We start from the raw sequence: 26330 nt of genomic DNA, 5'->3' as shown, positions 1-26330 counted from the left end.
CGCGATGAGTTTTCACGAGGTACAATTTCCAACGGCCCTGAGCTTTGGCGCGTTGGGCGGCCCGCAGCGGCGGGTGGATGTGGTCACGCTGGCCAACGGGTATGAGGAGCGCAACACGCCGTGGGCGCATTCGCGCCGTGTCTATGACGCGGGCGTGGGGCTGCGGTCTTTGGATGATGTCGAGGCGGTGATCGCTTTCTACGAGGCGCGGTTTGGCAAGATGTTCGGCTTTCGCTGGAAAGATTGGTCGGATTACAAATCTGGCCTGCCCTCGGCCAAGGTGGACCGTCAGGACCAGCAGATCGCCCTTGGCGACGGCGTCACGACCCAGTTCCAGCTGATCAAGACCTACCGCTCGGGCGGGCACACCTATGCGCGGCCCATCAAGAAGCCTGTTCAGGGCAGTGTGATCATCGCGGTCGAGCAAGACGACAAGCAAGACACCATCGACTACACCGTCGATGACACCACGGGGCTGATCACGTTCAACCACCCGCCAGACCCCGATACACGGGTCTTTGCGGGTTATGAATTCGACGTGCCTGTGCGGTTCGACAGTGACAGTCTGCTGACCAATATGGCCACGTTCAACGCAGGACAGGTCCCCGACATTCCGGTGCGTGAGGTGCGTGTGTGATGGCGGATTTCAATGCAGACCTTCAGGCGCATCTGGCCACTGGCCTGACGACCCTATGCCACGCGTGGCTGATCACCCGCACCGACGGGGAGGTTTTCGCCTTCACCGACCATGACCTGCCGCTGGCGTTTGACGGTGTGACATTCCGCGCCGACACCGGGCTTAGTGCGCTGGCCGTCGCGCAATCGACGGGGTTGTCGGTGGACAATACCGAGGCGCTGGGGGCGCTCAGCGATAGCTCCCTGCGCGAGGACGAGATCGAGCAGGGGCGCTTTGACGGGGCAGAGGTACGCGGTTGGCTGGTGAACTGGGCGGATACCGCGCAACGATGGCTCAACTTTCGCGGCCATCTGGGAGAGCTGACGCGTGTCGATGGCGGCTTTCGCGCTGAATTGCGCGGGCTGACCGAGGGGCTGAACCGTCCGCTGGGGCGGGTTTATCAAAAGCCCTGCGCGGCGGTGTTGGGGGACGGTGCGTGCCGCTTCAATCTCAATCAGCCCAGCTATAGCCAGACATTGGCGGTGCAGCAGGTGACGGGCGCACGCAGGTTCGTGTGGGAGGGTTTCACCAGCTTTGATGCGGATTGGTTCACACGCGGGCGGCTGGAGGTCATCGACGGCCCTGCCGCAGGGCTGTGGAGCACGATCAAGAGCGACCGCATCGACGGCGAAAGCCGCATCATCGAGCTGTGGGAGCCTGTGCGCGGTGCGGTGACAACTGGCACCCAAGTGCGTCTTGTCGCGGGCTGCGACAAACGGGTCGAGACGTGCCAGCTCAAATTCAACAACTTCCCCAATTATCAGGGTTTCCCCGATCTGCCGGGCGAGGATTGGGTGCTATCGGTGCCCAGCAGCAGCAACACCAACAGCGGCGGATCGCGGAGATGAGCGGGGCGCGGTTTGTCGCTGCCGCCCGAAGCTGGATCGGCACGCCCTATGTGCATCAATCCGCTGTGCGCGGCGCAGGTAGTGATTGTCTGGGCCTTGTGCGCGGTGTCTGGCGCGAGGTCTACGGCACAGAGCCAGAGGTGGTGCCCGCCTATTCAATGGATTGGTCCGAGCCGCAAGGCGACGAGCGGTTGTGGCAGGCCGCCCTACGCCATCTGACGCCTAAACAGGTCAGTGAGTTGGACAGCGGCAATGTGATCTTGTTCCGTATGCGCAACGGGGCTGTGGCCAAACACCTTGGCATCGTCTCGGACGCAGGCCCATTCCCGCGCTTTATCCATGCCTATGCGGGGCGCGGCGTTGTGGAAAGCGCGCTGAGCGCCCCGTGGCAGCGCCGCATCGTGGCGTGTTTTGAATTTCCCAAGGAGGTCACCTGATGGCGACGATATTATTTTCAGCAGCAGGGGCGGCCGTCGGCGGCTCGATCGGCGGGACCTTGGCGGGTTTATCCTCTGTGGCGGTGGGCCGCGCCGTGGGCGCGACATTGGGCCGTGTGGTGGACCAGAAAATTCTGGGCAGCGGCGCACAAGCCGTCGAGACGGGCAAGGTGGACCGGTTCCGTTTGACCGGCGCGGGCGAGGGCGATCCTGTCAGCCAAATCTACGGCCGTATGCGGGTGGGGGGGCAGGTCATCTGGGCCTCGGACTTTGCCGAGATCAGCACAACCAATGGCGGCGGTAAGGGCGGCAGCGTGCAGCCCAAGACCACCGAATACAGCTACACCGTCAATATGGCGATTGCGCTGTGCGAGGGCGAGATCATCCGCGTGGGCCGTGTCTGGGCGGACGGTGAAGAGGTCGCGCCCGATGATCTGAACATGACCGTCTATTCAGGCCACGCCGACCAGCAACCCGACCCGCTGATGGAGGCGATTGAGGGCACGGGCAAAGTGCCTGCCTATCGCGGCACGGCCTATGTCGTGATGGAGGCGCTGGCGCTGCAACAGTTCGGCAACCGCGTCCCGCAGTTCAGTTTCGAGGTGATCCGGCCTGAACAGGCGGACCGCGAATCCTCGCTCAGCTACGGGGTAGAAGCCGTGGCGCTGATCCCCGGTACGGGGGAATACGCACTGGCCACCACGCCTGTGAACTATGAGGGCGACAATCAGGCGCTGTGGAGCGCCAACATCAACTCGCCATCGGGGAAAACCGATTTTTCGACCTCTCTGGACGCGCTGACGGAAGAGTTGCCGCAATTGCAGGCGGCGTCCTTGGTGGTGTCGTGGTTCGGGTCCGATCTGCGGGTGGGCGAATGTACGGTCCAGCCCAAGATCGAGGACCCCAACGTAGACGGTGACGAGATGCCGTGGCGTGTGACGGGCCTTGACCGCAGCACGGCAGCCGTCATCGCGCAAGGCGAGGATGACCGCCCGATCTATGGCGGTACTCCCGCTGATGCCGCTGTGGTCGAGGCTATTCAGGCGATGAACGACGCAGGCAAGGCGGTGATGTTCTACCCGTTTATCCTGATGGACCAACTCGAAGGCAACACGCTGCCCGATCCCTACACAGGCGAAGACGGGCAGCCAGCATTGCCATGGCGCGGGCGCATTACGCTGAGCGCCGCACCGGGGCAGGCGGGGTCACCCGACACAACGCCCGCCGCGGCGTCCGAGGTGGCGGCCTTTTTCGGCACTGCGCAAGCGTCGGATTTCAGCGTGGAAGATGGTGAGGTGACCTATACCGGTCCCCAAGAATGGACCCTGCGCCGCTTTATCCTGCATTACGCCGCACTTTGCGCGGCGGCAGGGGGCGTGGACGCCTTTTGCATCGGCTCCGAGATGCGCGGGCTGACGCAAATTCGCTCTGCCCGCAACAGCTTTCCCGCCGTCGAGGCGTTTCGCGCACTTGCCGCCGAGGTGCGCGCATTGGTCGGTCCCGATACCAAGATCAGCTATGCGGCGGATTGGAGCGAGTATTTCGGCTACCAACCCCAAGACGGCACGGGCGATCGCTTGTTCCACCTTGATCCGCTTTGGGCTGATCCGCAGATCGATTTCATCGGCATCGACAACTACATGCCGCTGTCGGACTGGCGCGAAGGCGTCGATCATCTGGACGCGCAGGAATGGGACGCGATTTATAACCTCGGCTATCTGCAATCCAACATCGAGGGCGGCGAGGGCTATGATTACTACTATGGCTCGCCCGAAGAGCGTGCCGCGCAAATCCGCACGCCGATCACCGATGGCGCATATGACGAGCCGTGGGTCTACCGCTATAAGGACATCCGCAACTGGTGGGGCAACCTGCATTATCCGCGCATTGATGGCGTGCGGGCAAATGATCCCACAGGCTGGCTGCCCGGGCACAAACCCGTCTGGTTCACCGAATACGGCTGTGCCGCGATTGATAAAGGAACCAACCAGCCCAACAAGTTTCTGGACCTTAAATCATCGGAAAGCAGCCTGCCGCGCCATTCGGACGGGGCCCGCGATGATCTGATCCAGATGCAATACACGCGGGCGATGACCCAATATTGGGCCGACCCTGACAACAATCCCCAAGGCATCGAATACGATGGCCCGATGATCGACATGACCCGCGCCTTTATCTGGGCGTGGGACGTGCGGCCCTATCCGTTCTTCCCCAACACCCGCGCGCTGTGGAGCGACGGTGAAAGCTATGCCCGTGGCCACTGGATGAACGGGCGCACGTCCTCGCGCTCGCTGGCTTCGGTGGTCGAGGAGATCTGCACCAGTGCAGATGTCACGGCAATTGATACCTCTGCATTGTACGGCGTTGTGCGCGGCTATGCGGTCACGGATGTGGCCGATGCAAGGGCGTCTTTGCAGCCCTTGATGGTGCGCTATGGGTTCGACGCGATTGAGCGTGACGGCACGCTGGTTTTCCGCATGCGCAACGGGCTGCGCGAGACGGCGCTGGAACGCGACTGCTTTGCCGTGAGCGATGATCTGGACGGCACAACCGTGCAGACGCGCGAGGCCGATGCCGGGATCTCGGGGCGGGTGCGGGTGCGGTTTATTCAGGCCGACGCCAGCTTTGACGTGATTTCGGAAGAGGCGGTGCTACCGGACGAGCAGACCCATGCCGTATCCGCGACCGAGTTCAGCATGTTGCTGACCCGTGCCGAAGGGCGTCAGGTGGCGGAGCGGTGGCTCAACGAGGCGCGGATTGCCCGCGAGACGGTGCAGTTTGCGCTGCCGCCCTCCAAGATGGCGCTGGGCGCGGGCGATGTGGTGAGCTTGTCCGCCGATGGGGCCGAGGGGCCGTCGCTCTACCGTATCGACCGTGTCGATCTGGCCGAATACCAGCAAGTCGAGGCCGTGCGCGTGGACCCGCAAGTCTACGATCCCGCACCCATCGCGGATGATCTGGTCAGCCTGCGCACTTTCGTGGCCCCTGTGCCGGTCTATCCCTTGTTCATGGACCTGCCATTGCTCAGCGGCGACGAGGTGCCCTTTGCCCCGCACATAGCGGCCAGCGCAAACCCGTGGCCCGGCAGTGTCGCGCTGTATTCCAGCCTGACCGAGCAAAATTTCAAGTTGAACACGGTGCTGCCGATCCGTTCAACGATCGGACGGACGCAGACGGCGATGCCACGGGCCTGCGCGGGACTGTACGACCGCGGCGCAGCGCTTCAGGTCCGGCTGATCAGCGGCACGCTTGAGAGTGTGGACGAGGACGCGTTGCTGGGCGGGGCCAATCTGGCCGCAATTGGCGATGGCAGCAGCGACAGGTGGGAAGTCTTCCAGTTCCAAACAGCCGAGCTGATCGCACCTCAAACCTATCTGCTCAGCGGGCGTTTGCGCGGGCAGGCGGGGTCAGACGCGCTGATGCCTGATGTCTGGCCCGAAGGGTCACAATTTGTGTTGCTGAACGGCGTGCCCTTGCAGATCGAGCAAAGCCGCAATCTGCGCAATGTCGTGCAAAACTATCGCATCGGTCCGGCCAGCCGCCCCGTCAGCGACCCCTCGTACCGCCAATCGCAACATGCGTTTGCGGGCAACGGCCTGCGGCCCTACCGCCCCGCGCATCTGCAAGGTGCGCTGCAAACCGACGGCGCGCTGGCGCTGTCGTGGGTGCGGCGCACGCGGATTGATGGTGACCCTTGGGACGCGCTCGAGGTGCCGCTGAATGAAGATTCGGAGGCCTATGTTCTGCGGGTCATCAAGAACGGCATTGTGCTGCGCGAAGAGATGCTGGACGCGCCTGTCTTCTCCTATGCTGCGTCTGCGCGAACGGCCGACGGGGTGCAGGTGCCTTTTGTGGTGGAGGTGGCCCAGATATCGGCCAGCTTTGGTGCGGGGCCCGCAAAACAGTTGGAGATCACCACACTGTGAGACAGATCGGGCTGAGCGATCTGCACCACGCGGCGTGGGCCGTGCGGCAGCAGCCGGCACCCCAACAAACGGCATTTTGCGCGCGCCTGATCTGGCGCGCGCATGTGGCGGATAAATACGTGAAAAGGATGGCGAAACTGCACCCCGCATGGGGGGACGGAAGCCTGCGTGCCGCTGTGATATCCTGTTGCGGTCCCGCGAATTCTGGCCTGCGGGGGGAGGAATTACAGGCAGGAATTGCCGTCGTTCTAGGGGCTTTGCGCGAGCGGCGCGATGACAGTTTTAGGCAGAATTGACGACAACAGGTTTGCACCTTACCGTTCAACGGCTATGTATAAAGGCAGTCGACAAAAAGGAGCCTGTCCTATGGCCAACCCGCACAGCAAAATAACCGCCGTTGATCCCGTCTGGGACCAAATCAAACGCGATGCTGAAAAGGCGGTGCGCGACGAGCCGTTGATTGGCGGGTTTGTGCATGCCACGATCCTGCACCACGAGACGTTGGAAAAGGCGCTGTCTTACCGCATCGCCGCCAAGCTTTCGTCGAACGAAATGTCGATGATGGTGGTGCGCGAAATCGTGGATCAGGCCTATGCGGCCGATCCCGGCCTGGTGGAGGCCGCACGGGCCGATCTGGTCGCCGTGTTCGAGCGTGACCCCGCATGCCACCGTTTGCTTCAACCGATCTTGTACTTCAAAGGGTATCAGGCCGTGCAAGCCTACCGTGTCGGGCACTATCTGTGGGCCAACGGCCAGCGTGATCTGGCATATTTCTTCCAGATGCGTGTGTCGGAAATATTTGGTGTCGATATCCACCCCGGTGCGGTGATCGGCAAAGGGATCATGATCGACCACGCGCACTCGATCGTTATTGGCGAGACGGCTGTGGTGGGTGACAATGTCTCGATGCTGCATTCCGTGACATTGGGCGGCACCGGCAAGGAAGAAGAGGATCGCCACCCCAAGATCGGGGACGGTGTTTTGATCGGGGCGGGGGCCAAAGTGCTGGGCAACATCAAAGTCGGGCACTGCAGCCGCATTGCTGCGGGATCGGTGGTGTTGGAAGAGGTGCCTGCGTGCAAGACTGTCGCGGGTATCCCTGCGCGTATCGTCGGCGAAGCTGGCTGCGCGCAACCCTCTGTCTCCATGAACCAGATCCTTGGGTCTTGGGGCGAGTAACAACTATCAGATTTTAACTGAAAAAGGCCAGAGCAATGCTCCGGCCTTTTGTCTGATCTATGGGCTCCTGTCGGAGGCGATGAGGGGCTGTGCCCCTCAAACTCCCCAGAGGATATAGGGCCAGAAAAAATATCAGGCGAGCATCGTCATCGGCGCTTCGAGGTTGTCTTTGATCGCGTTGAGAAGCTCTGCACCCAAGGCACCGTCGATGACGCGGTGGTCCACCGACAGGGTGACGGACATGACCGTCGCGATACCAAGGTCGCCGTCTGCGTTCACGACAGGTTTTTTGGTGCCTGCGCCAACGGCAAGGATCGCACCATGGGGCGGGTTGATCACAGCGTCGAAGTTGTCGATGCCGAACATGCCGAGGTTCGAGATGGCGAAGCTGCCGCCTTGGTATTCATGCGGCGCAAGTTTTCGGTCGCGGGCGCGGGCGGCGAGGTCTTTCATTTCGGCGCTAAGGGCCGAAAGAGACTTCATTTCAGCGTCTTGCAGGACGGGGGTGAACAGGCCGCCTTCGATTGCGACGGCAACGGCAACATCCGAGGGTTTGAGTTTGAAGACCTTGTCACCCGCCCAGACGGCATTGGCATCCGGCACCTGTTGCAGGGCCAGCGCGCAGGCTTTGATGATGAAGTCATTGACCGAGAGCTTCACGCCGCGCGGCTCCAGCTGTTTGTTGAGCTGGGCGCGGAAAGCCATGAGCGCGTCAAGCTGGATGTCGCGGCGCAGGTAAAAGTGCGGCACGGTTTGCTTGGCCTCGGTGAGGCGTGCGGCGATGGTTTTGCGCATGCCGTTGAGGGTGATTTCCTCGTATTCACGTCCCTCGTACATTTTGGCGATGGCATCGCCTGATGGGCCAGTAGGGGCCGCGGCGGGGGCCGCTGCTTGCGCGGGCGCTGGTGCGGCGGCTTTTGGCGCGTCCGATTTGCTGAGCCCTTCGACATCTGCTTTCACGATACGGCCGCGCGGGCCTGAGCCTGCGATTGTGCCAAGGTCCACGCCCTTGTCAGCCGCGATGCGACGGGCGAGGGGGGATGCAAAGATGCGGGTGCCGTCGGCCTTTGCGGCCGCAGGGGCGGGCGTCGCGGTAGGGGCAGGGGCCGCTGCTGGTGCTGGCTCAGCCTCTTTGGCGGCGGGAGCTGCTTTTTCGGCGGGGGCTGCCGCGATGTCATCTGCGCTTTCACCCTCTTCAAGAAGGACGGCAATGGCGGCGTTGACTTTGACGCCTTCGGTGCCTTCCGCCACAAGGATTTTGCCGATGATCCCTTCGTCTACAGCCTCGAATTCCATCGTGGCTTTGTCGGTTTCAATCTCGCACATCACGTCACCAGAGGAGACTTCGTCCCCTTCTTTGACGAGCCATTTGGCCAGCGTGCCTTCTTCCATCGTGGGCGACAGGGCGGGCATGAGGATTTCTGTGGGCATACGATCCGCTCCTTATTTGTAGGTGACGCGTTTCACGGCGTCGATAACTTCGGCGGTGGTGACCAAAGCGTGTTTTTCAAGGTTCGCCGCATAGGGCATCGGCACGTCCTTGCCGGTGCAATTGATGACGGGCGCGTCGAGGTAATCAAACGCCTCCTGCATCACCACCGAGCTGATGTAGTTGCCGACGGACCCTTGGGGCCAGCCTTCTTCGACGGTGACCAAACGGTTGGTTTTCATCACGGATTTGATGATCGCGGGGGTGTCCATCGGGCGTAGGGTGCGCAGGTCGATGACCTCGGCCATGATGCCTTCCTCGGCCAGCTTCTCAGCGGCTTCGAGCGCGTAGGTCATCCCGATACCGAAGCTGACGATGGTGACGTCATCGCCCTCGCGCCAGATGCGGGCCTTACCAAACGGGACCGTATAGTCGTCGATCTCCGGCACATCAAAGGTGCGGCCATAGAGAATCTCGTTTTCGAGGAAGATCACGGGATTGGGGTCGCGGATCGCGGTTTTCATCAGACCTTTATAGTCGGAGGCAGAGTAGGGCATCGCGACTTTCAGACCAGGCACCTGCATGTACCAGGCGGCGTAGTCTTGCGAGTGTTGGGCGCCCACACGGGCCGCAGCGCCGTTTGGACCGCGAAACACAATCGGCGCACCCATCTGACCACCAGACATATAAAGCGTTTTGGCCGCCGAGTTGATGATGTGGTCAATCGCCTGCATGGCGAAGTTGAAGGTCATAAATTCAAGGACCGGCTTTAGCCCGCCAAAGGACGCGCCCACGGCAATACCTGCAAACCCGTGTTCAGTGATGGGCGTGTCGATCACCCGTTTTGAACCGAATTCGTCCAGCATCCCTTGGGTGATCTTATAGGCACCTTCATATTCGGCGACCTCTTCCCCCATGACAAAGACGTCCTCGTCCTTGCGCATCTCCTCGGACATGCCATCGCGCAAAGCTTCGCGCACGGTCTGCTGCTTGAGCTTGGTGCCTTCAGGCCAATCGGGGGAGGTATCGGATTGCGGGGCCTGCGGTGCGGCACTTGCCGCGGGGGCCGCTGCGGCGGGGGCCTCCTCGCTGGGCGTCGCCCGCTCTTCGGAGACGGCATCGGCGGCGGAGGCGTCTTCGCCTTCCTCCAGCAAAATTGCGATGGCGGTGTTCACCTTCACGCCTTCGGTGCCTTCGGCGATCAGGATCTTGCCAACGATACCTTCATCGACGGCCTCGAATTCCATCGTTGCCTTGTCGGTTTCGATCTCGGCCATGATGTCACCGGAGGCGACGGTATCGCCCTCCTTGACCAGCCATTTGGCCAGCGTGCCTTCTTCCATTGTGGGGCTCAGGGCGGGCATTAGAATTTCGGTAGCCATGTCTCAAGCCTCCTGTGGAATGGTGTCGGCGTAAATATCGGTCCAAAGCTCGTCGAGATGCGGCTCCGGGCTTTCTTTGGCGAATTCGGCGCTGTCGTTGACGATGCCTTTGATCTCTTTGTCGATGGCCTTCAGGTCATCTTCGGTCGCGTGTTTGCCCGTCAGCAAAAGCGAGCGGACAGCCTCGATCGGGTCACGCTCGTCGCGCATTTTCTGCACTTCCTCGCGGGTGCGGTACTTCGCAGGGTCCGACATGGAGTGGCCGCGATAGCGGTAGGTTTTGATTTCCAGAATATAGGGCCCTTTGCCCGACCGGCAGTGCGCTACCGCCGTCTCGCCCGCGGCTTTCACGGCCAGTACATCCATGCCGTCAACTGCCTCACCAGGAATGCCAAAGGCATTGCCACGCTCGTAAATCTCGGCAGAGGAGGTCGAGCGTTGTTGCGAGGTGCCCATGGCGTATTGGTTGTTTTCAATCACAAAAATACACGGCAGCTTCCACAGGGCGGCCATGTTGAACGCTTCGTACACCTGACCCTGGTTCGCGGCACCGTCGCCAAAGTAGGTGAAGGTCACGCGCCCGTTGTCTTTGTACTTGTCCGCAAAGGCCAGACCCGCGCCCAGCGGCACCTGTGCGGCTACAATGCCGTGACCGCCGTAGAAATGCTTCTCTTTCGAGAACATATGCATCGAGCCGCCCTTACCCTTGGAATAGCCGCCCTCGCGGCCCGTCAGCTCTGCCATAACGCCATTGGGGTCCATCCCACAGGCGAGCATGTGACCGTGATCGCGGTACGAGGTGATGCGTTTGTCGCCTTCTTCGGCTGCGGCCTCAAGGCCGACAACAACGGCTTCCTGCCCGATATAAAGATGGCAAAAGCCGCCAATCAAACCCATGCCATACAATTGGCCCGCCTTCTCCTCGAACCGTCGGATCAGCAGCATGTCGCGGTAATACGCGGTCAGATCTTCGGCAGAAACATTGGGCGGGGTTGTCTTTTTGCTGGGTTTTTTGGCAGCCATATGGCGATCCTCCGGGGCACGCCCGCAAGGGGCATTAAATATAGTTTAACGTTAAACTATATTATAGCCCAGAATTCAACCGTTGGCGAGTGCCCTTTGTGCAGGCCAGCAATGCGGCAGCGGCAAGGCGGGTTAACGGATCACAATCTCGTCCGCGCGCACCATGCCGAGGATGTCGCGCGCCTGCTCGTCCAGCAGATCAAGATCAAGATAGTCATCCGACAGCCGCAGCGTCAGGTTCTCCATCTGCGCGACCTGGGTGCGCACATCCTTCAACCGGTCGCGCAAATCATTGCTTTCGGCCAGAATTTCAGCGCGGCGAAACAGGCCGAAATCGCCCTGCACGGCGGCGAACATGAAATACAGGCTCAGCGCGAAAGCGATGGCAAAGAACAACAAAGGGCCGAATGCGGGTTTGCTCATGGAGGGTAGGGTGCCTGTATGAAATGCCTGAATGTGCCGCCTCTTGTCGGGCGATCACACACAGTATGTCACAGGTGATTCGCAAAGGGAATCCCCCCCGTGCGATGAATTTAATCCTGTGGCGCTTAGCCGCCCAACGCCGCAACACCCGGCAGGGTTTTGCCTTCCATCCATTCAAGGAACGCACCGCCGGCAGTCGAGATATAGGTAAAGTCATCTGCCGCACCCGCCTGATTAAGCGCTGCAACCGTGTCACCACCGCCCGCCACACTGATCAAGCTGCCGTCTTTCGTTAGCGAAGCGGCCTTGCGGGCCGCAGCCACAGTGGCCGTGTCAAAGGGCGCAATCTCGAACGCGCCCATCGGGCCGTTCCAGATGAGGGTTTTTAGTCCGTCAAACGCGATGCTGACCTGCTCGGTCGTTTCGGGCCCTGCGTCCAGAACCATCTGATCGGCATCCAGCACGGTTTGCGCGGTCAACAGCACGGCGCTATGGGCCGCGCCTGCTTTGAATTCAGTCGCAACCAGCCCGTCCACGGGCAGGATCACACGGCAGCCCGCCTTGGCCGCTTGGGCCAGAATGTCACGGGCGGTGTCCAGATGATCGTCCTCGCACAGCGACGCACCCAATTGCGCGCCTTGCGCCACCAGAAACGTATTCGCCATGCCACCACCGATCACCAACAGGTCCAGCCGGTTCACAAGGTTCTCCAGCAGCGCGATCTTGGTCGAGACTTTGGCCCCGCCAACCACAGCCCCCACAGGGCGCTCGGGGCTGGACAGGGCCGCCTCCAGCGCCGACAGCTCGGCCTGCATCAGACGCCCCGCACAGGAGGGAAGGTGGGCGGCAACCCCCTCGGTTGAGGCATGCGCACGGTGCGCCGCAGAAAAGGCATCGTTGCAATAAACATCCCCAAGGCGCGCCAGTCGGGCGGCAAAGTCTGGGTCATTCGCCTCTTCACCTGCGTGAAAGCGAATGTTCTCGATCAATACGACATCGGCCTCGGCCACTTCCTGGGTAAAGGTCTCGGCCGCGTCGAGCGTCTCCACAAAGGCAACGCTGCGCCCCAGCGCATCGCGCAAGGCAGGCAGAACCTGACGCAGGCTCATCTCCAGATTGACCTTGCCTTTGGGGCGGCCAAAGTGCGCCAGCAGCACAGGCGTGCCGCCCTTGGCCAGAATGTCATGCACTGTGGGCACGATCCGTGTAATCCGCGTGGCATCAGTGACTTGGCCGTCTTCAACGGGGACATTGATATCCACCCGCACCAGAACCCGTTTGCCTGCGATGTCCATATCGTCGAGTGTTTTCCAGCCCATGCCTATATTTCCTTGCGAATTTACGGTTATGGCCCCCTGTTTTGCCGTTATCTTGCCTAGGGTCAATGCACGACCTTGGCAATTGTGCCTTTGCGCCTTAGGTACCTCTGTGACGATTTATGAAGGAGAACGGCATGGCCGAGATCAAAGACCCAGAAAACACGATCCTGATGGAACTCAAAGACGGAACCGTCATGATTGAGCTGTTGCCCGATGTGGCACCCGCCCACACCGCCCGCATGAAAGAGCTGGCCCGCGCAGGCGCCTATGACAACGTGGCCTTCCACCGTGTGATCGACGGCTTCATGGCCCAGACGGGCGATGTGCAGCATGCCAACATGGAAAAGGACTATAACCCACGTGCCGCAGGCACTGGTGGTTCTGACATGCCTGACCTGCCTGCAGAATTCTCCAAGATCCCGCACGCCCGCGGATCACTGGGTGCTGCACGTTCCGCCAACCCGAACTCGGCCAACAGCCAGTTCTTTATCAACTTCAAAGACAATGATTTCCTGAACGGGCAATACACTGTCTATGGCAACGTGATTTCCGGCATGGAGCATGTAGACGCGATCGCCAAGGGCGAGCCGCCCGCCAATCCTGACCGTATGATCAGCGTAAAGGTAGCGGCAGATGCGTAAGGCATTCGCAGGGGCGCTCTTTGCTGCGCTCATCGCTGGGCCGGTCGCGGCTTCCGGTATCCAGATCGAAGTGGCAGGGCAGGCGAACGGTGTGATCACCATCGACCTGCTGGAAGACGTGGCCCCCCTGCACGCAGAGCGTATCACAAAGCTGGCGGCAGACGGCCAATACGATGGCGTGGTGTTCCACCGCGTGATCGAAGGCTTCATGGCGCAAACAGGTGATGTCGAGAACGGCAAAATGGGCGGCAACCTGCGCCGCGCAGGCACGGGCGGCTCTGACATGCCCGATCTGCCCGCCGAATTCTCGGACGTGCCGTTTGACAAAGGCGTGGTCGGCATGGCCCGCTCGCAAAGCCCGAATTCGGCCAACAGCCAGTTCTTTATCATGTTCGACGAAGGCTACTTTTTGAACGGTCAGTACACTGTCGTAGGCCGCGTCACGGGCGGTCAGGACATTGTGGACGCGATCAAGCTGGGCACAGGGGGCAACGGCTCTGTCGTGGGCGACCCTGATGTGATGAAAAAGGTCACTGTCATCGACTAAGCAATCCGTCGATAGACACGAAATTAAAGGCGCCTCTTATCGGGGCGCCTTTTTTACGGCCTCTCGTCTGTGCCAGCCACTAGGAGGGGGCCGACGTTCGGGCCGCTCTGCAATACTGGCAACAGGCCCGTCAGCTCACTTGCGGTGATAGGCTTACCCGCGATAACGCCAGCCATGTATCAGCCGCGCCAAAAGGTCGTCCGAAGCGTTCAGGCCAGCCTCTACCCGCATCTGCTGACGCTTTGGCACACCCGTTATCAAAGGGGGTGGGAACAACGAAATAGTCCCCCATCAAGAGCGGGTAAGTGCAGCGGCTCTTGACGGATCGTAGCGGGTAAGCGGATGCGTGCAGGTTCCCCAATTCCCCGCGTGCGATGACATGCTGGCAAAACGAATAGGCCCGACAATTGGCAGCGTCTAATCATTTGCGAGTGAAAGCAGGGGCCACATACGAAAAACGCCGCAAGCACGACTTGCGGCGTTCGTCTATTCAATACTGCAGTTCCGTTCAGGACGCAGGGTTCGCCTTTTGGGCAGGGGCCGATTTGGCACCGGGGTTCAGCGGGTCATCCTGACGCTGCACGGAACCTTCGAAATGCGCACCGCTCTCTATGGCGATTGTCTTGTGGATGATGTCACCCTCAACACGGGCGGTCGAGGTCAGGCGGACCTTCAAACCGCGCACACGGCCCACGATGCGGCCGTTTACGACAACGTCATCGGCAATCACTTCGCCTTTGATTGTTGCAGTTTCACCGATGGTGCACAGATGGGCGCGGATGTCGCCCTCAACCGTGCCTTCGACCTGAATGTCGCCGGTGGTTTTCATGTTGCCTGTCACATGCAGATCAGCAGACAGCACCGAAGCTGCGGGCTTCACCTTGGGGGCGCTCGCCTTGAACTCGCTTTGCTTTGCAGCGGGGGCTGCGGCAGAAGGGGCAGAGGACGGTGCCGAAGTTGTTGCGGCATCTGTACCAGTGGCGGGATCGTTGATTTTGCTTTTAGAAAACATCGTTTGCAGCCTGTATATAAATCATTGGGTTGACGGGTTTACCACCGACTCGCACTTCGTAATGAAGGTGCACGCCAGTCACGCGTCCTGATGCACCCATATCACCAATTCGGTCGCCACGCGATACTCTTTGACCAACCTTTACGCGCATTTTTGACATATGTGCGTAGCGGGTTTCGATGCCGAATTCGTGCTGGATCTTGACCAAACGTCCATATCCTGAGCCCCAACCAGCGTGAGTCACAACACCGTCCGCCGTGGCATAGAGAGGCGTGCCCAGACCGGCGGCAAAGTCGACACCGTTGTGCATCCGGCGTCCACCCGTTTTGGGGTCGCGGCGGAAGCCGAATTTAGAAGTGAATCGGAAAGCGTTCTGTACGGGATTCGCAAACGGCGCCTTGGAGGCCGCCAGACGGTAAAGGTTCAGCCGGTCCATCTGGTTCAGCAGACGGTTCGCACGCAGCGTGTCCGCCGTCGGCACGTCACCGCGTGTGGTAAAGCTGAGCGGGGTCAGCGGGCCACCCTGGCCCGAATACCCGCGACGCACCGTGTTCAACATCCGGTCTGTGGGCATGCCCGCCGCACGGAACATACGGTCCAGCGGGGCCACGGATACGGTCATCGCTTCTTCCAATTGGCGGAAGATCGCGTCATTCTGTTCCTGCATGGTGGCAATCTTGGCGGTCAGCTCTTCTGCGGCCATCAGCGCCACTTCGGAATCGGCCACAACCTGATCGCGTTCCTTGGCGGTGCGTGCCAGCGCGTCGGCCAGAAAATCCATCGGAGCGGTGCTGGCTGCAACCTGAACGGTGCCGCCTTCGGTGTCTTGCAATTGCGCCACTTGGGCGCGGGCCGCTTCGCGGTCTTTCATCGTGTCGCGCAGGGTGGACTGGATCACGTCGATCCCTGTCTCCAACTCGCGGCGGCGCGTTTCCGAGGACAACAACTCGGACTGCATTACGGAAATCTGGGCGAGGGCGGCGTTAAAGCGTTCTTGTGCGGCCAGCGCCTCTTCGGCGCGGGTGTCGCGCTGTGCGCTTAGATCGTTCAGACGCGCCTGATAAGTGCGCTGATCGCGTTTGGCTTGTTCGCGAAAGTTGCCCGAGCCGATGCTATCCATCAAAATCACGGCTGTTGCCACAATCGCCCAAGCCACCAGTGCAGCAGAGCCCGCAAGCGCCACGATCTGGGTCACAGGGCGCAGGCGGATGAACCGCGTGTCATTGTCAGACTTCAGAAAAACGCGGCGTTCAGGGAAATACTTCTCCAATACCGCGTTCGTTTTGATAGCGAGCTGTGTGCGCACGTCTGTTATATCCCTTCAAAACCATAGCAAACCCGCGGTTCCACACGGGTTTGTTAACAAAGGTGCAATACCTTTGTGACAGGCTTGGGGCAACCCTCGTGAGATATTGCGCCCGATCTATGGCTGTTTCCGGCTTATATGGGCAAAAAACCGCCTATGTCAGTGCGTTGCCGCCCACAGTTTACCTAGTTCTTTGACGCTTGTCCTTCTTGGGCCAAGGGCCAGTAGAAATCAGGCGGAATACCGGCCTCGGCGCGCTTTTCCTCGTTAAACGGGGGTTTTAGCTGCCCGTGGAAATACTGGCGCACCAGCGCGTGGAACTTTTGCGTCGGGTCCAGTTCGTGACGTCCGCACAGGAAATGAAACCACTTCGAGCCATAGGCGACGTGATGCACCTCCTCGGAATAGATCACCTCCAGCGCCTCAACCGCTTGCGTGGCCTTGGCCTGTTTGAAAATCTTGATCATGCCCGGGGTCACATCAAGGCCGCGGGCTTCCAGCACCATGGGCACAACCGCAAGACGGCCCATGAAATCATCTACCGTATCCTCGGCGGCGCGCCACATGCCCGCATGGGCGGGAAGGGCGCCATAAAAGCTGCCCTCGGCCTCAAGGCAATCGCACATCAGATTGAAATGCTTGGATTCTTCATCGGCCGACTTCACCCAGTCATCATAGTATCCGATCGGCATCGGAATATGCGAGAACCGCGCAATAATGTCCCAATGCAGGTCCACGGCGTTCAGCTCGATATGGGCCACGGCATGCATTATCGCGATGCGCCCGTCGGGCGTGCCGGGTTTGCGGTTGGGCACGTCACGCGGGCTCAGCAACTCCGGCTTGTCGGGCCGCGCAGGTTGCAGCGGGGGGGAAGCGGTCCCGATCTCGGGGTGGGAGCCGTCGGCGCGTGCCGCCCGCCACTCAGCCGCATATTTATGCGAGAGCGCGGTCTTTTCCCGCCCGTCCGCCGTGCGCAGTACCGCCTCCGCCATCTGGGCCAGCGGCATCATAGCGCGGACACCGCCTCTAGCACCGCCTCCACATGGCCCGGCACTTTGACCTTGCGCCAGATTTGCGCGATTTTCCCGTCTGCATCAATCAGATAGGTCGCACGCTCAATCCCCATGGATTTCTTGCCGTACATGTTCTTTTCAACCCAGACACCGTAGTCTTCGGTCACGGAGCCGCCTTCATCCGAGAGCAGCGGCACGGTCAGGTCATGCTTGGCCGCGAATTTGTCGTGCTTGGCCATCGTGTCGCGTGAAATGCCAAAGACCTGCGCACCTGCGGCCTTGAACGCCTCCAGATGTTCCGAAAAACCGATGCTTTCTTTTGTACACCCGGGCGTGTCATCGCGTGGATAGAAGAACAACACAACGGGCGCACCTTTCAGCGCGCTCAGCGTCACATCACCGCCGCCTGTAACGGGCAGGGTAAAGTCGGGGGCGGTGTCGGAAATCTCGGGCATGGTATATCTCTTTGTTGTGAGGGGCATGGCCTTGGACCGCGCCGTCTGCTCTGTCATAGTAGAGCTGTGGTGCAAAAGTCCAATGCCGCCACGCCGCGTTATGTTTTAATGAGGTGCCGGATCAACATGGCGCAAACCGACGAGCCAACGGCCAGTCCGCGCAAGCCAACCCGCAAACGCGGGTGGTTTTTCCTGTTGATCGGGTTCTTCAACGCTGTGTGGTCGCTTTTGGTGCTGTCTGCTCTGGTGATCTCGGCGGTGGTATATTTCCTGTATGACCGGCCCGTGGTCATGCCCGCATGGGTCGAGACGCGGATCGAGCAGCGGTTGGAAACCGAATTTCCCCAAGTCAAAATCACCTTCGGTGAGCTGCGTCTTCTGATGGAGGAAGGCTGGCGGCCGCGTGTGCGCCTGCGCGATGTGGCCGTGGCCACCCCCGAGGGTCGCGAGCTGATCCGCCTGTCAGAGGCCCGTGTGCAGCTGTCGATGTCCGCGCTACGCGCAGGCCAGGTCAAGCCGTCAAAAGTGGCCGTTACAGGTGTCTTTGCCACGCTGATCCGCGAAGAGGACGGCACCATTGCCATCGCTTCTGGCCTTGGCGGCGGTGGCGGGGCGCGGGCCGCCGACATGAGCCCCGGTGATGTCGTCACCCGTGTGGATGATGTGTTGCAGCAGTCGGGGCTGGCCGAGCTTGCGCAGGCAGAGCTGCGCGGCATGACCCTGCAATTCATCGACCGCCGTGCGGGCCGTGCCTTTACCGTGGATGGCGGCCGCCTGATCGCGCAGCGCAAGGGTGACGCGCTGGTGATGAGTGCCGACCTCGCCGTTTTGGGCGACGGGGCGCAGGCCACGACCCTGTCGGCAAACTTCACGAGCCAGATCGGAGAGGTGGCGGCCCAGTTCGGTGTGCGTATCGACGATGCCTCGGCTGCTGACATCGGCACGCAAAGCCCTGCGTTTGCGTGGATGGGCGCGTTGCGGGCGCCGATCTCGGGGGCTGTGCGTTCGGGCGTGCGGGCCGATGGCACGTTGGCCCCGCTCAGCGCGACCTTGCAGATCGGGGCGGGGGTGCTGCAACCCAATGACGGCACCCAACCCATCCCGTTCGACGCCGCCCGCAGCTATTTCTCCTATGATGCGGCCCAAGGCGTGGTCGCATTCGACGAGCTTTCGGTGCAAAGCAAATGGATCACGGCGCGGGCCGAAGGGACGGCCACGCTCACGGGCCTGCGCACAGGCGCGTTGGAGGCGATGGTGGGCCAGTTCCGCATCACCCAGATGCGCGCCAACCCGATGCAATTCTACCCCGCCCCGGTCGAGCTTGAAGGCGCAGAGGTTGATTTTCGCCTGACAACAGCGCCTTTTGCCGTGGACATTGGCCGTTTGGACATCTTTGACGCGGGCCTTGTGCATCACGCAAAGGCCAAGCTGGCAGCGCAGCCCGACGGCTGGCAAGTCTCCCTTGACGCCCGCGCCGACAGCGTCACGCCCGAGCGGATCATGGCGCTTTGGCCGCAGGCTATCAAAACCCGCACCCGTGGCTGGATTGCCGACAACCTGATCGGGGCCACCATCAATAACGCGGATTTTGCGTGGCGTCTGGACCCGGGCGCAGCGCCGCGCACCTTCCTGTCGTTCGATTACCAAGACGCCGAAGTCCGGTTTTTGCGCAGCCTGCCGCCCGCCACCGGTGCGCGGGGCCATGCCTCGTTAGAGGGGAAACGCTTTGTGGTGGCGGTGGACCGTGGCCAGATGGAAGCAGGGGCAGGTGGCACGCTTCAGGTGTCAGGCTCTGCCTTTATCATCCCCGATGTCTCGGTCAAAGACGGCGCGCCGGCGGTGGTGCGCCTGAATGCCCGCGGGCCGCTGCACGCCGCCCTCTGGACGCTGGACCAGCCGCCCATTGCCGCGATGAGCCGCGCAGGCCTGTCGCCCGATCTGGGGCAGGGGGATGTCGCGGTGAGCGGGACGCTGTCCTTCCCGCTGCGGCGCGGGGGCGGGGCGGGCAATCTGAAATTCGACGTCACCGGTGATCTGCAAAACCTGCGCAGCACAGGGTTGATTAAAGGGCGCGATCTGCGTGCAGACCGTATGCAGCTGAGCGCGGATAACACAGGTGTGCAGATTGCAGGGCGCGGAACGCTGGATGGCGTGGCCTTCGACGCCCGCTGGCAACAGCCCATCGGCAAAGGTGCCGACAAAAGCACCCTGCGCGGCACGGCCCAGATCACGCCAGCCGCGCTCAAAGCATTCAGCGTCGCCTTACCCGACGGGATGGTCACGGGCCAGACGCCTGCCAGCTTCGGCATTGATTTCGCCCGTGGCCAGCCGCCTCAAATGAGCCTGCGCAGCGACCTGCGCGGCGCAACGCTACAGATCCCGCAACTGGGCTGGCGCAAGGGGCGCAATGCGGCGGGCAAGCTGGACATGGCGATCAGGCTGGGCGCAAAACCCGCCGTTACAGCGATGACCCTGTCAGGGGCGGGGCTGTCGGCCACGGGAACCGTGTCGCTGGCCGAGGGCGGCGGTCTGGGGGCGTTGGACATCAGCCGTCTGCGGCTTAACAACTGGCTGGATGTGCGTGCCTCGCTGGTGGGGCGTGGCGCAGGACGGTCGCCGCAGATCGTGGTGCGCGGCGGGCGTCTGGACATGCGCACGGCCACCTTTGGCGGCTCGGGCAACAGTGGCGGCGGAGGGCCCAGTGGCCCGCCCCCTGCGCCCATGCGCGTCACGCTTGACCGCTTGCAAGTCACCGATACCATCTGGCTGCAAGGGCTGGCGGGGACGTTCAAAACCGCAGGCGGCCTTGATGGCCCGTTCGAGGCGCGGGTCAACGGCGGCACGGGCGTGTCGGGCCGCGTGGTGCCGCAGGGCGGGCGCACGGCGGTGCGCATCACATCGGCGGATGCGGGTGGCGTGCTACGCTCGGCCGGGGTGTTGCAACAGGCGGTGCGCGGCACGATGGACCTGTCTTTGGTGCCCGTGGGCAGCGGCGGCGCCTTTGATGGCACGCTTGTGGTCGAGGACGTCTCGATCAAGGACGCGCCCGCGATGGCGGCGCTGGTCAACGCCGTCTCGGTTGTCGGACTGGTGAACGAGATGAACGGCAACGGCATTTTCTTTGACGAGGTCGAGGCAAAGTTCCGCCTGACCCCCGGCCGCATGACGCTTAGCCGTGGCAGCGCGGTGGGCGCGTCGCTGGGCCTGTCGATGGACGGCGTATTCGCAACCGACACAGGCGAGATCGCGATGCAGGGCGTCATCACACCTGTCTATATGCTCAACGGGATCGGGTCCTTGCTGACCCGCAAGGGAGAGGGGTTGCTGGGCCTGAACTACCGCCTGAGCGGTGCGGCGAAATCGCCCAAAGTCTCGATCAACCCGCTTTCCGTACTGGCCCCCGGCGGCCTGCGCGATGTGCTGCGTGGCCCTAAAACCGTGGTCCCGCAGGTTGAAGGCGAACCCGCCCCCGCACCGCAACCCGATGTGCAAAAAAGGCCCGTTGAACCCTCCTACGAAGGCCGCTAGACGCGGAAAGAGATGCTCACCATATCGGGGTATGCGCCGTGAAGCTTAGTGATTTCGACTTTGACCTGCCTGACGATCTGATTGCCGTGCGGCCTGCTGTGCCACGTTCCTCTGCGCGGCTGCTGGTGGCTGATGGCACGGCGATCCACGATCAGACAGTCACCGATCTGACCCAATGGCTGCGCAGCGGCGACCGTCTGGTCCTCAACGACACCCGCGTGATCCCCGCACGGCTGTCGGGCAAACGCCACCGCATGACAGGCCAAGGCCCCGTGGCCGCCAAGATCGAGGCGACGCTGTTGGAGCCGCAGGCTGATGGCGCGCTGTGGTCGGCACTGGTCAAACCGCTCAAGAAACTCAAGCAGGGCGAGGAGATCATCTTTTCCGATGATCTGCGCGCCACATTCGAAGACATCCGCGAGGGGCAGGCGCTTTTGCGGTTCAATCTGGCGGGCGATGATTTTGATGCGGCCCTTGCGGCTGCGGGAGCGATGCCCTTGCCGCCCTATATCGCCGCCAAACGCGCAGCGGACGCCCAAGACCACACCGACTATCAAACCGTCTGGGCCAAACATGCAGGCGCTGTCGCCGCGCCCACGGCCTCGCTGCATTTCGATGCACCGCTGTTGGCGGCGTTGGAGGCGATGGGCGTCACCTTTACCTACGTCACCCTGCATGTGGGCGCAGGGACGTTCCTGCCCGTGAAGGTCGATGACGTGACCCAGCACAAGATGCACGCGGAATGGGGGCAGGTCAGCGCCGAGGCCGCCGCCCAGATCACCGCGACCAAGGCCGCAGGGGGCCGCGTGATCCCCGTGGGCACAACCGCCCTGCGCCTGATCGAGACAGCAGGGCAAGGTGGGGCCATCGCCCCGTGGGAAGGCGATACCGATATTTTCATCACGCCGGGTTTTCAGTTCAACGTGACCGATGCGTTGATGACAAACTTCCATCTGCCGCGCTCGACGCTGATGATGCTTGTCTCGGCCTTGATGGGCCAGCAAACTGTTCGCGACATTTATTTTCATGCCGTTAGGGAAAAATATCGATTTTTCTCTTACGGAGACGCATCGCTGCTGATACCGCCGCGCAAAAGCGACACGCCCTAGTCGCATTCGCTCCCGACACATATTCGCGGGCTCGTTAGGCGAAGGGCAACCATAGATACCGGCTTATGAAGGAGCGGTGACATGTTTCAGGTTTTAGGCAGCGCATGGGCGCTCTTGTTTGGTATGTTCCTGCTGATGATCGGCAACGGGATGCAGGGTACGTTGCTGGGTATCCGTGGCCAGATCGAAGGCTTTGATACCTTTGCGATGTCCATCGTGATGTCGGCCTATTTTCTGGGCTTTCTTGGCGGTTCGCGGCTGGCCCCCGGTATGATCCGTCGGGTGGGGCATGTGCGGGTGTTTGCGGCTCTTGCCTCGGCGATTTCGGCAGTGATGATCCTTTATCCCAGCTATCCCAATGTGATCGTCTGGGCCTTGGGTCGCGTGCTGATCGGGTTCTGTTTCTCGGCTGTTTATGTCACCGCCGAAAGCTGGCTGAACAACGCCGCTGACAACTCCAACCGCGGGCAGGCGCTGTCGCTTTATATGATCGTGCAGACGCTGGGCATCGTCGCGTCCCAAGCTTTGCTGGTTACGGCCGATCCATCGGGCTTTATCCTGTTCGTCATCCCGTCGATTTTGGTGAGCCTTGCCATCACGCCTATTTTGCTGTCGATCAGCCCGACACCGGCCTTCGCGACGACCAAACCGATGAGCCTGCGGCAGCTGATGGCCTTTTCGCCGCTGGGGTGTGTTGGCATGTTCCTGCTGGGCGGTGTGTTTTCCGCGCAATTCGGCATGGCGCCTGTTTACGGCGCCGAAGCGGGGCTGAGCGTGGCGCAAATCTCGACCTTTGTGGCGACCTTCTTTGTGGGGGCGGTGGTACTGCAATATCCCATCGGCTGGATGTCTGACCGGATTGACCGGCGCTTTTTGGTGATTGCCGTCTCGATCGTGGGTTTTGGCGGCTCAATGCTGGGGATGGTGCTGGGCGATGTGTTCTGGCTGCTGTTGCTGTCGGCCTTTGTGGTGGGGGGCATGGCCAACCCGCTGTATTCGCTGCTGATCGCGCACACCAACGACTTTCTCGAGCATGAGGACATGGCCGCTGCCTCTGGCGGGTTGATCTTTATCAACGGGCTGGGCGCCATTCTGGGGCCGATCATCACGGGGTGGATGATGGGCACCGCATTGGGGCCGGGGGGGTTCTACCTCTTTACTGGTGTGCTGTTCGCCGCACTTATATTCTATGCCGGCTATCGCTCGACCGTAGGCGAAACCGTACCCGTGGACGAGACAGGCTCCTATGTTCCGATGGGTCCGACCCGCACGACCATCTCGCTGGAACTGGCGCAGGAATACGCGATCGAGACAGAGCTGGAAGAGATGGAAGAGGACGAAACCGCCCCCGCCACCTAAGGCCCGCAGGCCACGATGGGCGGGTTTGCGCCGCTTAAAGGAAACTTTGCGCCGCTTTGCGGGCTCTGGTTGCGTTAACTGTGACGTTTCTGTTGCAATTCGTGTGTAGCAAATGAAATTTACCTGTCCTTTACTCGATTTAGCGAAAGTTAAATTACCTGTGGAAGGAAATGGGTATGGTTGGCTCGGATACGGTGCTTGAGTTCTGGTTGGATCACGTAGGCCCCGAGGGGTGGTATAAAAGCGATGCGGCCCTTGATGCGGAAATCCGCGATATGTTTTTGTCCACATGGGAAGCGGCCCGCGATGGCGGGCTGAGCATGTGGCTCACCTATCCGTCGGGGGCGCTGGCTTATCTGATCGTCACCGACCAGTTTTCACGCAACATGTTCCGCGACAAAGGCACGGCCTTCTCTACCGATGCGGCGGCCCTTGCGGTGGCCAAACTGTCGATCCAAAAGGGCTGGGACCTGAAGATCGATGCGCCGGCGCGGCAGTTTTTCTATCTGCCTTTGATGCACTCCGAGAGCCTGTGTGACCAGGACCGCTGCGTCCGCCTGATGGTTGAGCGGATGCCACAGAACGGCGCGAACAACCTGCTGCACGCACAGGCGCACCGCGAGGTGATCCGCCAGTTCGGGCGCTTCCCTTACCGAAATGCCTCGCTTGGCCGCATCGATACCCGCAATGAGACAGCCTATGCCGCCGCTGGTGGATATGCCTCCACCCTGCGCGAGCTTCGGGCGGACATTGCTGCATAGCGTTAATTGTCCTTAAAAAGACCACGGCAAAACCCGCAAGCGACCCGCCTGCGGGTTTTTACATGTCTGGTTTGCGTCTGGCGGCATTGCCGCGGCTCGGGAAATGGTTTAGCGTTAAACTATATTTAAAACGTCCTTAACAGAGGTATCCCATGGCCGAGACATCTTTTGATCTGATCGTAATTGGCGCAGGGCCGGGCGGCTATGTCGCGGCCATCCGCGGTGCGCAGCTGGGGATGAAAGTCTGTATTATCGAACGTGAGAACCTTGGCGGTATCTGCCTCAACTGGGGCTGTATCCCGACCAAAGCGATGCTGCGTTCGTCCGAGGTGTTTCACCTGATGCACCGTGCCAAGGAATTCGGCCTCAAAGCGACAGGCATCGACTATGATCTGGATGCCGTCGTCAAACGCTCGCGCAAGGTGGCGGGGCAGCTGTCGGGCGGCATCGGGCATCTGATGAAAAAGAACAAAGTCACCGTTGTGATGGGGGAGGCGACGATCCCCGCCAAAGGTAAGGTCAGCGTCAAGACCGACAAAGGCACCGAAAACCTGACCGCGAAAAACATCGTGCTGGCCACTGGCGCACGGGCGCGCGAGCTTCCGGGGCTGGAGGCCGACGGCAAGCTGGTCTGGACCTACCGCCACGCGCTGCAACCGGCGCATATGCCAAAGAAGCTGCTGGTCATCGGATCGGGGGCCATCGGCATCGAATTTGCCAGCTTCTACAACACTTTGGGCGCCGACACGACTGTGGTCGAGGTGATGGACCGTGTCCTGCCTGTAGAAGATGAAGAAATCTCGGCCTTTGCGAAAAAGGCGTTCGAGAAACAAGGCATGAAGATCATGCAAAAGGCGATGGTCAAAAAGCTCGACCGCGCCGGCGATAAAGTGACTGCCCATATCGAAGTGGGTGGCAAGGTTGAAAAGCACGAGTTCGACACGGTTATCAGTGCCGTGGGCATCGTGGGTAATGTGGAAAACCTCGGCCTCGAAGAACTGGGTGTCAAAATTGATCGCACCCATGTCGTGACAGATGAATATTGCCGCACGGGCGTCGACGGCCTCTATGCCATTGGAGACATCGCAGGCGCACCATGGCTTGCCCACAAGGCCAGCCACGAAGGCGTCATGGTGGCCGAGCTGATGGCTGGGATGCACGCGCATCCCGTCAAACCCGAAAGCATCGCAGGCTGCACCTATTGCCACCCGCAGGTCGCCTCGGTCGGATATACAGAAGCCAAGGCCAAAGAGCTGGGCTTTGACATCAAGGTCGGCCGTTTTCCATTTATCGGCAACGGCAAAGCCATCGCCTTGGGCGAGGAAAGCGGCATGATAAAAACCATCTTTGACGCCAAAACGGGCGAATTGCTGGGCGCGCATATGGTCGGTGCCGAAGTGACCGAGCTGATCCAGGGCTATGTGGTGGGTCGCCAGTTGGAGACGACAGAGGAAGATCTGATGAACACCGTCTTCCCGCACCCGACCCTGTCCGAAATGATGCACGAGAGCGTGTTGGACGCTTACGGCCGCGTCATCCATATGTAGCACCCGATGCCAGACAAACTGACCACCATCGCCCGTGTTGAAGGGCCATTTGCGGTCGCGCTGGTGATGGCAAAGCTGGGCGGGGCGGGCATCTGGGCCATGGTGGATATATTCCACATGGCGACCAACCATTCCCACGCGGCCATCGCCTTTGGCGGGGCGCGTGTGATGGTGCTGGAACGCGACGCCTTTGACGCGGCGCATGTGCTGGCCGATGGTCCGCCGATTGTATCGACGGGATTGCGCGGCTGGCGCGTGCTGGTCGCGGTGTTCTTTTTGCTGCAATGCGGGGCAGGGCCCGCGCCATTCGCGGTCTACCTGCAAAGGCCACGCAATCAGATAGAAGTCACGGCTCGGATATAGCAAGGGGCGCACGGTTTGCACCGCACGCCCCACGCAGCCTGAATTGG

23 protein-coding genes are annotated in these 26330 nt (G+C 61.1%); 14 read left to right on the top strand and 9 right to left on the bottom strand.

Annotated elements, in window-relative coordinates; genetic code table 11:
* The first annotated feature begins 4 nt into the window (after positions 1 to 4).
* The 6 genes from ABMC88_RS14660 (at position 5) to cysE (ending at position 7066) form a co-directional block, all read left to right on the top strand.
* Positions 5 to 637 (top strand): phage distal tail protein, Rcc01695 family, encoded by a 633-nt coding sequence (locus ABMC88_RS14660; protein WP_349577640.1) that lies wholly within the window; start codon positions 5 to 7, stop codon positions 635 to 637.
* Positions 637 to 1524 (top strand): phage/gene transfer agent baseplate hub protein, encoded by an 888-nt coding sequence (locus ABMC88_RS14655; protein WP_349577639.1) that lies wholly within the window; start codon positions 637 to 639, stop codon positions 1522 to 1524. Before ABMC88_RS14660 ends, ABMC88_RS14655 begins: the two co-directional genes overlap by 1 nt.
* A complete protein-coding gene (locus ABMC88_RS14650; protein WP_349577638.1) occupies positions 1521 to 1961 on the top strand; it encodes an NlpC/P60 family protein in 441 nt (146 codons plus the stop codon). Before ABMC88_RS14655 ends, ABMC88_RS14650 begins: the two co-directional genes overlap by 4 nt.
* Positions 1961 to 5887: a baseplate multidomain protein megatron gene (locus ABMC88_RS14645; RefSeq protein ID WP_349577637.1), complete on the top strand. Its 3927-nt coding sequence runs from the start codon at positions 1961 to 1963 to the stop codon at positions 5885 to 5887. The genes ABMC88_RS14650 and ABMC88_RS14645 overlap by 1 nt, the downstream gene beginning before the upstream one ends.
* Positions 5884 to 6183, top strand: a complete 300-nt coding sequence (locus ABMC88_RS18555; protein ID WP_439655610.1) for a DUF7742 family protein — start codon at positions 5884 to 5886, stop codon at positions 6181 to 6183. The genes ABMC88_RS14645 and ABMC88_RS18555 overlap by 4 nt, the downstream gene beginning before the upstream one ends.
* A gap of 70 nt (positions 6184 to 6253) precedes the next feature.
* Positions 6254 to 7066: a serine O-acetyltransferase gene (gene cysE / locus ABMC88_RS14640; protein ID WP_349577636.1), complete on the top strand. Its 813-nt coding sequence runs from the start codon at positions 6254 to 6256 to the stop codon at positions 7064 to 7066.
* 132 nt (positions 7067 to 7198) lie between these two features.
* Here cysE and ABMC88_RS14635 read toward each other — a convergent pair whose 3' ends face one another.
* From ABMC88_RS14635 to ABMC88_RS14615, 5 genes are all read right to left on the bottom strand, one after another.
* Positions 7199 to 8497, bottom strand: coding sequence for a pyruvate dehydrogenase complex dihydrolipoamide acetyltransferase (locus tag ABMC88_RS14635; protein WP_349577634.1), 1299 nt, complete (start codon positions 8495 to 8497; stop codon positions 7199 to 7201).
* Positions 8498 to 8509: 12 nt separating this feature from the next.
* Positions 8510 to 9877 (bottom strand): pyruvate dehydrogenase complex E1 component subunit beta, encoded by a 1368-nt coding sequence (locus ABMC88_RS14630; protein ID WP_349577633.1) that lies wholly within the window; start codon positions 9875 to 9877, stop codon positions 8510 to 8512.
* A 3-nt stretch (positions 9878 to 9880) separates the two neighbouring features.
* Positions 9881 to 10900, bottom strand: a complete 1020-nt coding sequence (gene pdhA / locus ABMC88_RS14625; protein WP_349577632.1) for a pyruvate dehydrogenase (acetyl-transferring) E1 component subunit alpha — start codon at positions 10898 to 10900, stop codon at positions 9881 to 9883.
* 132 nt (positions 10901 to 11032) lie between these two features.
* Positions 11033 to 11323 carry an FtsB family cell division protein gene (locus ABMC88_RS14620; RefSeq protein ID WP_349577631.1) on the bottom strand — a complete coding sequence of 97 codons (291 nt, stop codon included), beginning with the start codon at positions 11321 to 11323 and terminating at the stop codon, positions 11033 to 11035.
* A gap of 125 nt (positions 11324 to 11448) precedes the next feature.
* Positions 11449 to 12642, bottom strand: a complete 1194-nt coding sequence (locus ABMC88_RS14615; RefSeq protein ID WP_349577630.1) for a phosphoglycerate kinase — start codon at positions 12640 to 12642, stop codon at positions 11449 to 11451.
* Between the two features lie 134 nt (positions 12643 to 12776).
* Here ABMC88_RS14615 and ABMC88_RS14610 point away from each other — a divergent pair, with 134 nt between their 5' ends.
* Together ABMC88_RS14610 and ABMC88_RS14605 are read left to right on the top strand one after the other, a co-directional pair.
* Positions 12777 to 13283 (top strand): peptidylprolyl isomerase, encoded by a 507-nt coding sequence (locus ABMC88_RS14610; protein WP_349577629.1) that lies wholly within the window; start codon positions 12777 to 12779, stop codon positions 13281 to 13283.
* Positions 13276 to 13830 (top strand): peptidylprolyl isomerase, encoded by a 555-nt coding sequence (locus ABMC88_RS14605; protein WP_349577628.1) that lies wholly within the window; start codon positions 13276 to 13278, stop codon positions 13828 to 13830. Before ABMC88_RS14610 ends, ABMC88_RS14605 begins: the two co-directional genes overlap by 8 nt.
* A 508-nt stretch (positions 13831 to 14338) precedes the next feature.
* Here the strand turns inward: ABMC88_RS14605 and ABMC88_RS14600 are convergent.
* The 4 genes from ABMC88_RS14600 to ABMC88_RS14585 form a co-directional block, all read right to left on the bottom strand.
* Positions 14339 to 14842 (bottom strand): bactofilin family protein, encoded by a 504-nt coding sequence (locus ABMC88_RS14600; protein ID WP_349577627.1) that lies wholly within the window; start codon positions 14840 to 14842, stop codon positions 14339 to 14341.
* Positions 14832 to 16148 carry a DUF5930 domain-containing protein gene (locus tag ABMC88_RS14595; RefSeq protein ID WP_349577626.1) on the bottom strand — a complete coding sequence of 439 codons (1317 nt, stop codon included), beginning with the start codon at positions 16146 to 16148 and terminating at the stop codon, positions 14832 to 14834. Before ABMC88_RS14595 ends, ABMC88_RS14600 begins: the two co-directional genes overlap by 11 nt.
* 185 nt (positions 16149 to 16333) lie before the next feature.
* On the bottom strand, positions 16334 to 17158 hold the full coding sequence (locus ABMC88_RS14590) for a ferritin-like domain-containing protein (protein WP_349577625.1): 825 nt from the start codon (positions 17156 to 17158) through the stop codon (positions 16334 to 16336).
* Complete coding sequence (locus ABMC88_RS14585) at positions 17155 to 17616, bottom strand: peroxiredoxin (RefSeq protein ID WP_349577624.1); 462 nt, start codon at positions 17614 to 17616, stop codon at positions 17155 to 17157. Before ABMC88_RS14585 ends, ABMC88_RS14590 begins: the two co-directional genes overlap by 4 nt.
* Before the next feature lie 126 nt (positions 17617 to 17742).
* On the opposite strand from ABMC88_RS14585, the gene ABMC88_RS14580 reads away from it, so the two are divergent.
* From ABMC88_RS14580 to ABMC88_RS14555, 6 genes are all read left to right on the top strand, one after another.
* Complete coding sequence (locus tag ABMC88_RS14580; RefSeq protein ID WP_349577623.1) at positions 17743 to 21144, top strand: YhdP family protein; 3402 nt, start codon at positions 17743 to 17745, stop codon at positions 21142 to 21144.
* Between the two features lie 38 nt (positions 21145 to 21182).
* Positions 21183 to 22253 carry a tRNA preQ1(34) S-adenosylmethionine ribosyltransferase-isomerase QueA gene (queA, locus tag ABMC88_RS14575; RefSeq protein ID WP_349577622.1) on the top strand — a complete coding sequence of 357 codons (1071 nt, stop codon included), beginning with the start codon at positions 21183 to 21185 and terminating at the stop codon, positions 22251 to 22253.
* Between the two features lie 81 nt (positions 22254 to 22334).
* A complete protein-coding gene (locus ABMC88_RS14570) occupies positions 22335 to 23612 on the top strand; it encodes an MFS transporter (protein WP_349577621.1) in 1278 nt (425 codons plus the stop codon).
* Between the two features lie 176 nt (positions 23613 to 23788).
* Positions 23789 to 24373, top strand: coding sequence for a DUF924 family protein (locus ABMC88_RS14565; protein ID WP_349577620.1), 585 nt, complete (start codon positions 23789 to 23791; stop codon positions 24371 to 24373).
* A gap of 152 nt (positions 24374 to 24525) precedes the next feature.
* Positions 24526 to 25920 carry a dihydrolipoyl dehydrogenase gene (lpdA, locus tag ABMC88_RS14560; protein WP_349577619.1) on the top strand — a complete coding sequence of 465 codons (1395 nt, stop codon included), beginning with the start codon at positions 24526 to 24528 and terminating at the stop codon, positions 25918 to 25920.
* A 6-nt stretch (positions 25921 to 25926) separates the two neighbouring features.
* Positions 25927 to 26283: a hypothetical protein gene (locus tag ABMC88_RS14555; protein ID WP_349577618.1), complete on the top strand. Its 357-nt coding sequence runs from the start codon at positions 25927 to 25929 to the stop codon at positions 26281 to 26283.
* Positions 26284 to 26330 lie beyond the last annotated feature (47 nt).

This window comes from Sulfitobacter aquimarinus, assembly GCF_040149565.1.
Taxonomy (GTDB): domain Bacteria; phylum Pseudomonadota; class Alphaproteobacteria; order Rhodobacterales; family Rhodobacteraceae; genus Sulfitobacter; species Sulfitobacter aquimarinus.
This window is presented reverse-complemented; position numbering and strand designations above follow the sequence as displayed.

What these genes read in the sequence shown, in the direction of transcription:
- ABMC88_RS14615 (WP_349577630.1), bottom strand. Translation starts at nt 12,642, where the DNA reads ATGGGCTGGAAAACACTCGACGATATGGACATCGCAGGCAAACGGGTT.
- ABMC88_RS14555 (WP_349577618.1), top strand. Translation starts at nt 25,927, where the DNA reads ATGCCAGACAAACTGACCACCATCGCCCGTGTTGAAGGGCCATTTGCG.
- ABMC88_RS14610 (WP_349577629.1), top strand. Translation starts at nt 12,777, where the DNA reads ATGGCCGAGATCAAAGACCCAGAAAACACGATCCTGATGGAACTCAAA.
- ABMC88_RS14650 (WP_349577638.1), top strand. Translation starts at nt 1,521, where the DNA reads ATGAGCGGGGCGCGGTTTGTCGCTGCCGCCCGAAGCTGGATCGGCACG.
- ABMC88_RS14585 (WP_349577624.1), bottom strand. Translation starts at nt 17,616, where the DNA reads ATGCCCGAGATTTCCGACACCGCCCCCGACTTTACCCTGCCCGTTACA.
- ABMC88_RS14635 (WP_349577634.1), bottom strand. Translation starts at nt 8,497, where the DNA reads ATGCCCACAGAAATCCTCATGCCCGCCCTGTCGCCCACGATGGAAGAA.
- ABMC88_RS14645 (WP_349577637.1), top strand. Translation starts at nt 1,961, where the DNA reads ATGGCGACGATATTATTTTCAGCAGCAGGGGCGGCCGTCGGCGGCTCG.
- ABMC88_RS14605 (WP_349577628.1), top strand. Translation starts at nt 13,276, where the DNA reads ATGCGTAAGGCATTCGCAGGGGCGCTCTTTGCTGCGCTCATCGCTGGG.
- ABMC88_RS14660 (WP_349577640.1), top strand. Translation starts at nt 5, where the DNA reads ATGAGTTTTCACGAGGTACAATTTCCAACGGCCCTGAGCTTTGGCGCG.
- ABMC88_RS14630 (WP_349577633.1), bottom strand. Translation starts at nt 9,877, where the DNA reads ATGGCTACCGAAATTCTAATGCCCGCCCTGAGCCCCACAATGGAAGAA.
- ABMC88_RS14565 (WP_349577620.1), top strand. Translation starts at nt 23,789, where the DNA reads ATGGTTGGCTCGGATACGGTGCTTGAGTTCTGGTTGGATCACGTAGGC.
- ABMC88_RS14600 (WP_349577627.1), bottom strand. Translation starts at nt 14,842, where the DNA reads ATGTTTTCTAAAAGCAAAATCAACGATCCCGCCACTGGTACAGATGCC.
- cysE (WP_349577636.1), top strand. Translation starts at nt 6,254, where the DNA reads ATGGCCAACCCGCACAGCAAAATAACCGCCGTTGATCCCGTCTGGGAC.
- ABMC88_RS14655 (WP_349577639.1), top strand. Translation starts at nt 637, where the DNA reads ATGGCGGATTTCAATGCAGACCTTCAGGCGCATCTGGCCACTGGCCTG.
- ABMC88_RS14570 (WP_349577621.1), top strand. Translation starts at nt 22,335, where the DNA reads ATGTTTCAGGTTTTAGGCAGCGCATGGGCGCTCTTGTTTGGTATGTTC.
- ABMC88_RS14590 (WP_349577625.1), bottom strand. Translation starts at nt 17,158, where the DNA reads ATGATGCCGCTGGCCCAGATGGCGGAGGCGGTACTGCGCACGGCGGAC.
- ABMC88_RS14580 (WP_349577623.1), top strand. Translation starts at nt 17,743, where the DNA reads ATGGCGCAAACCGACGAGCCAACGGCCAGTCCGCGCAAGCCAACCCGC.
- ABMC88_RS14620 (WP_349577631.1), bottom strand. Translation starts at nt 11,323, where the DNA reads ATGAGCAAACCCGCATTCGGCCCTTTGTTGTTCTTTGCCATCGCTTTC.
- pdhA (WP_349577632.1), bottom strand. Translation starts at nt 10,900, where the DNA reads ATGGCTGCCAAAAAACCCAGCAAAAAGACAACCCCGCCCAATGTTTCT.
- lpdA (WP_349577619.1), top strand. Translation starts at nt 24,526, where the DNA reads ATGGCCGAGACATCTTTTGATCTGATCGTAATTGGCGCAGGGCCGGGC.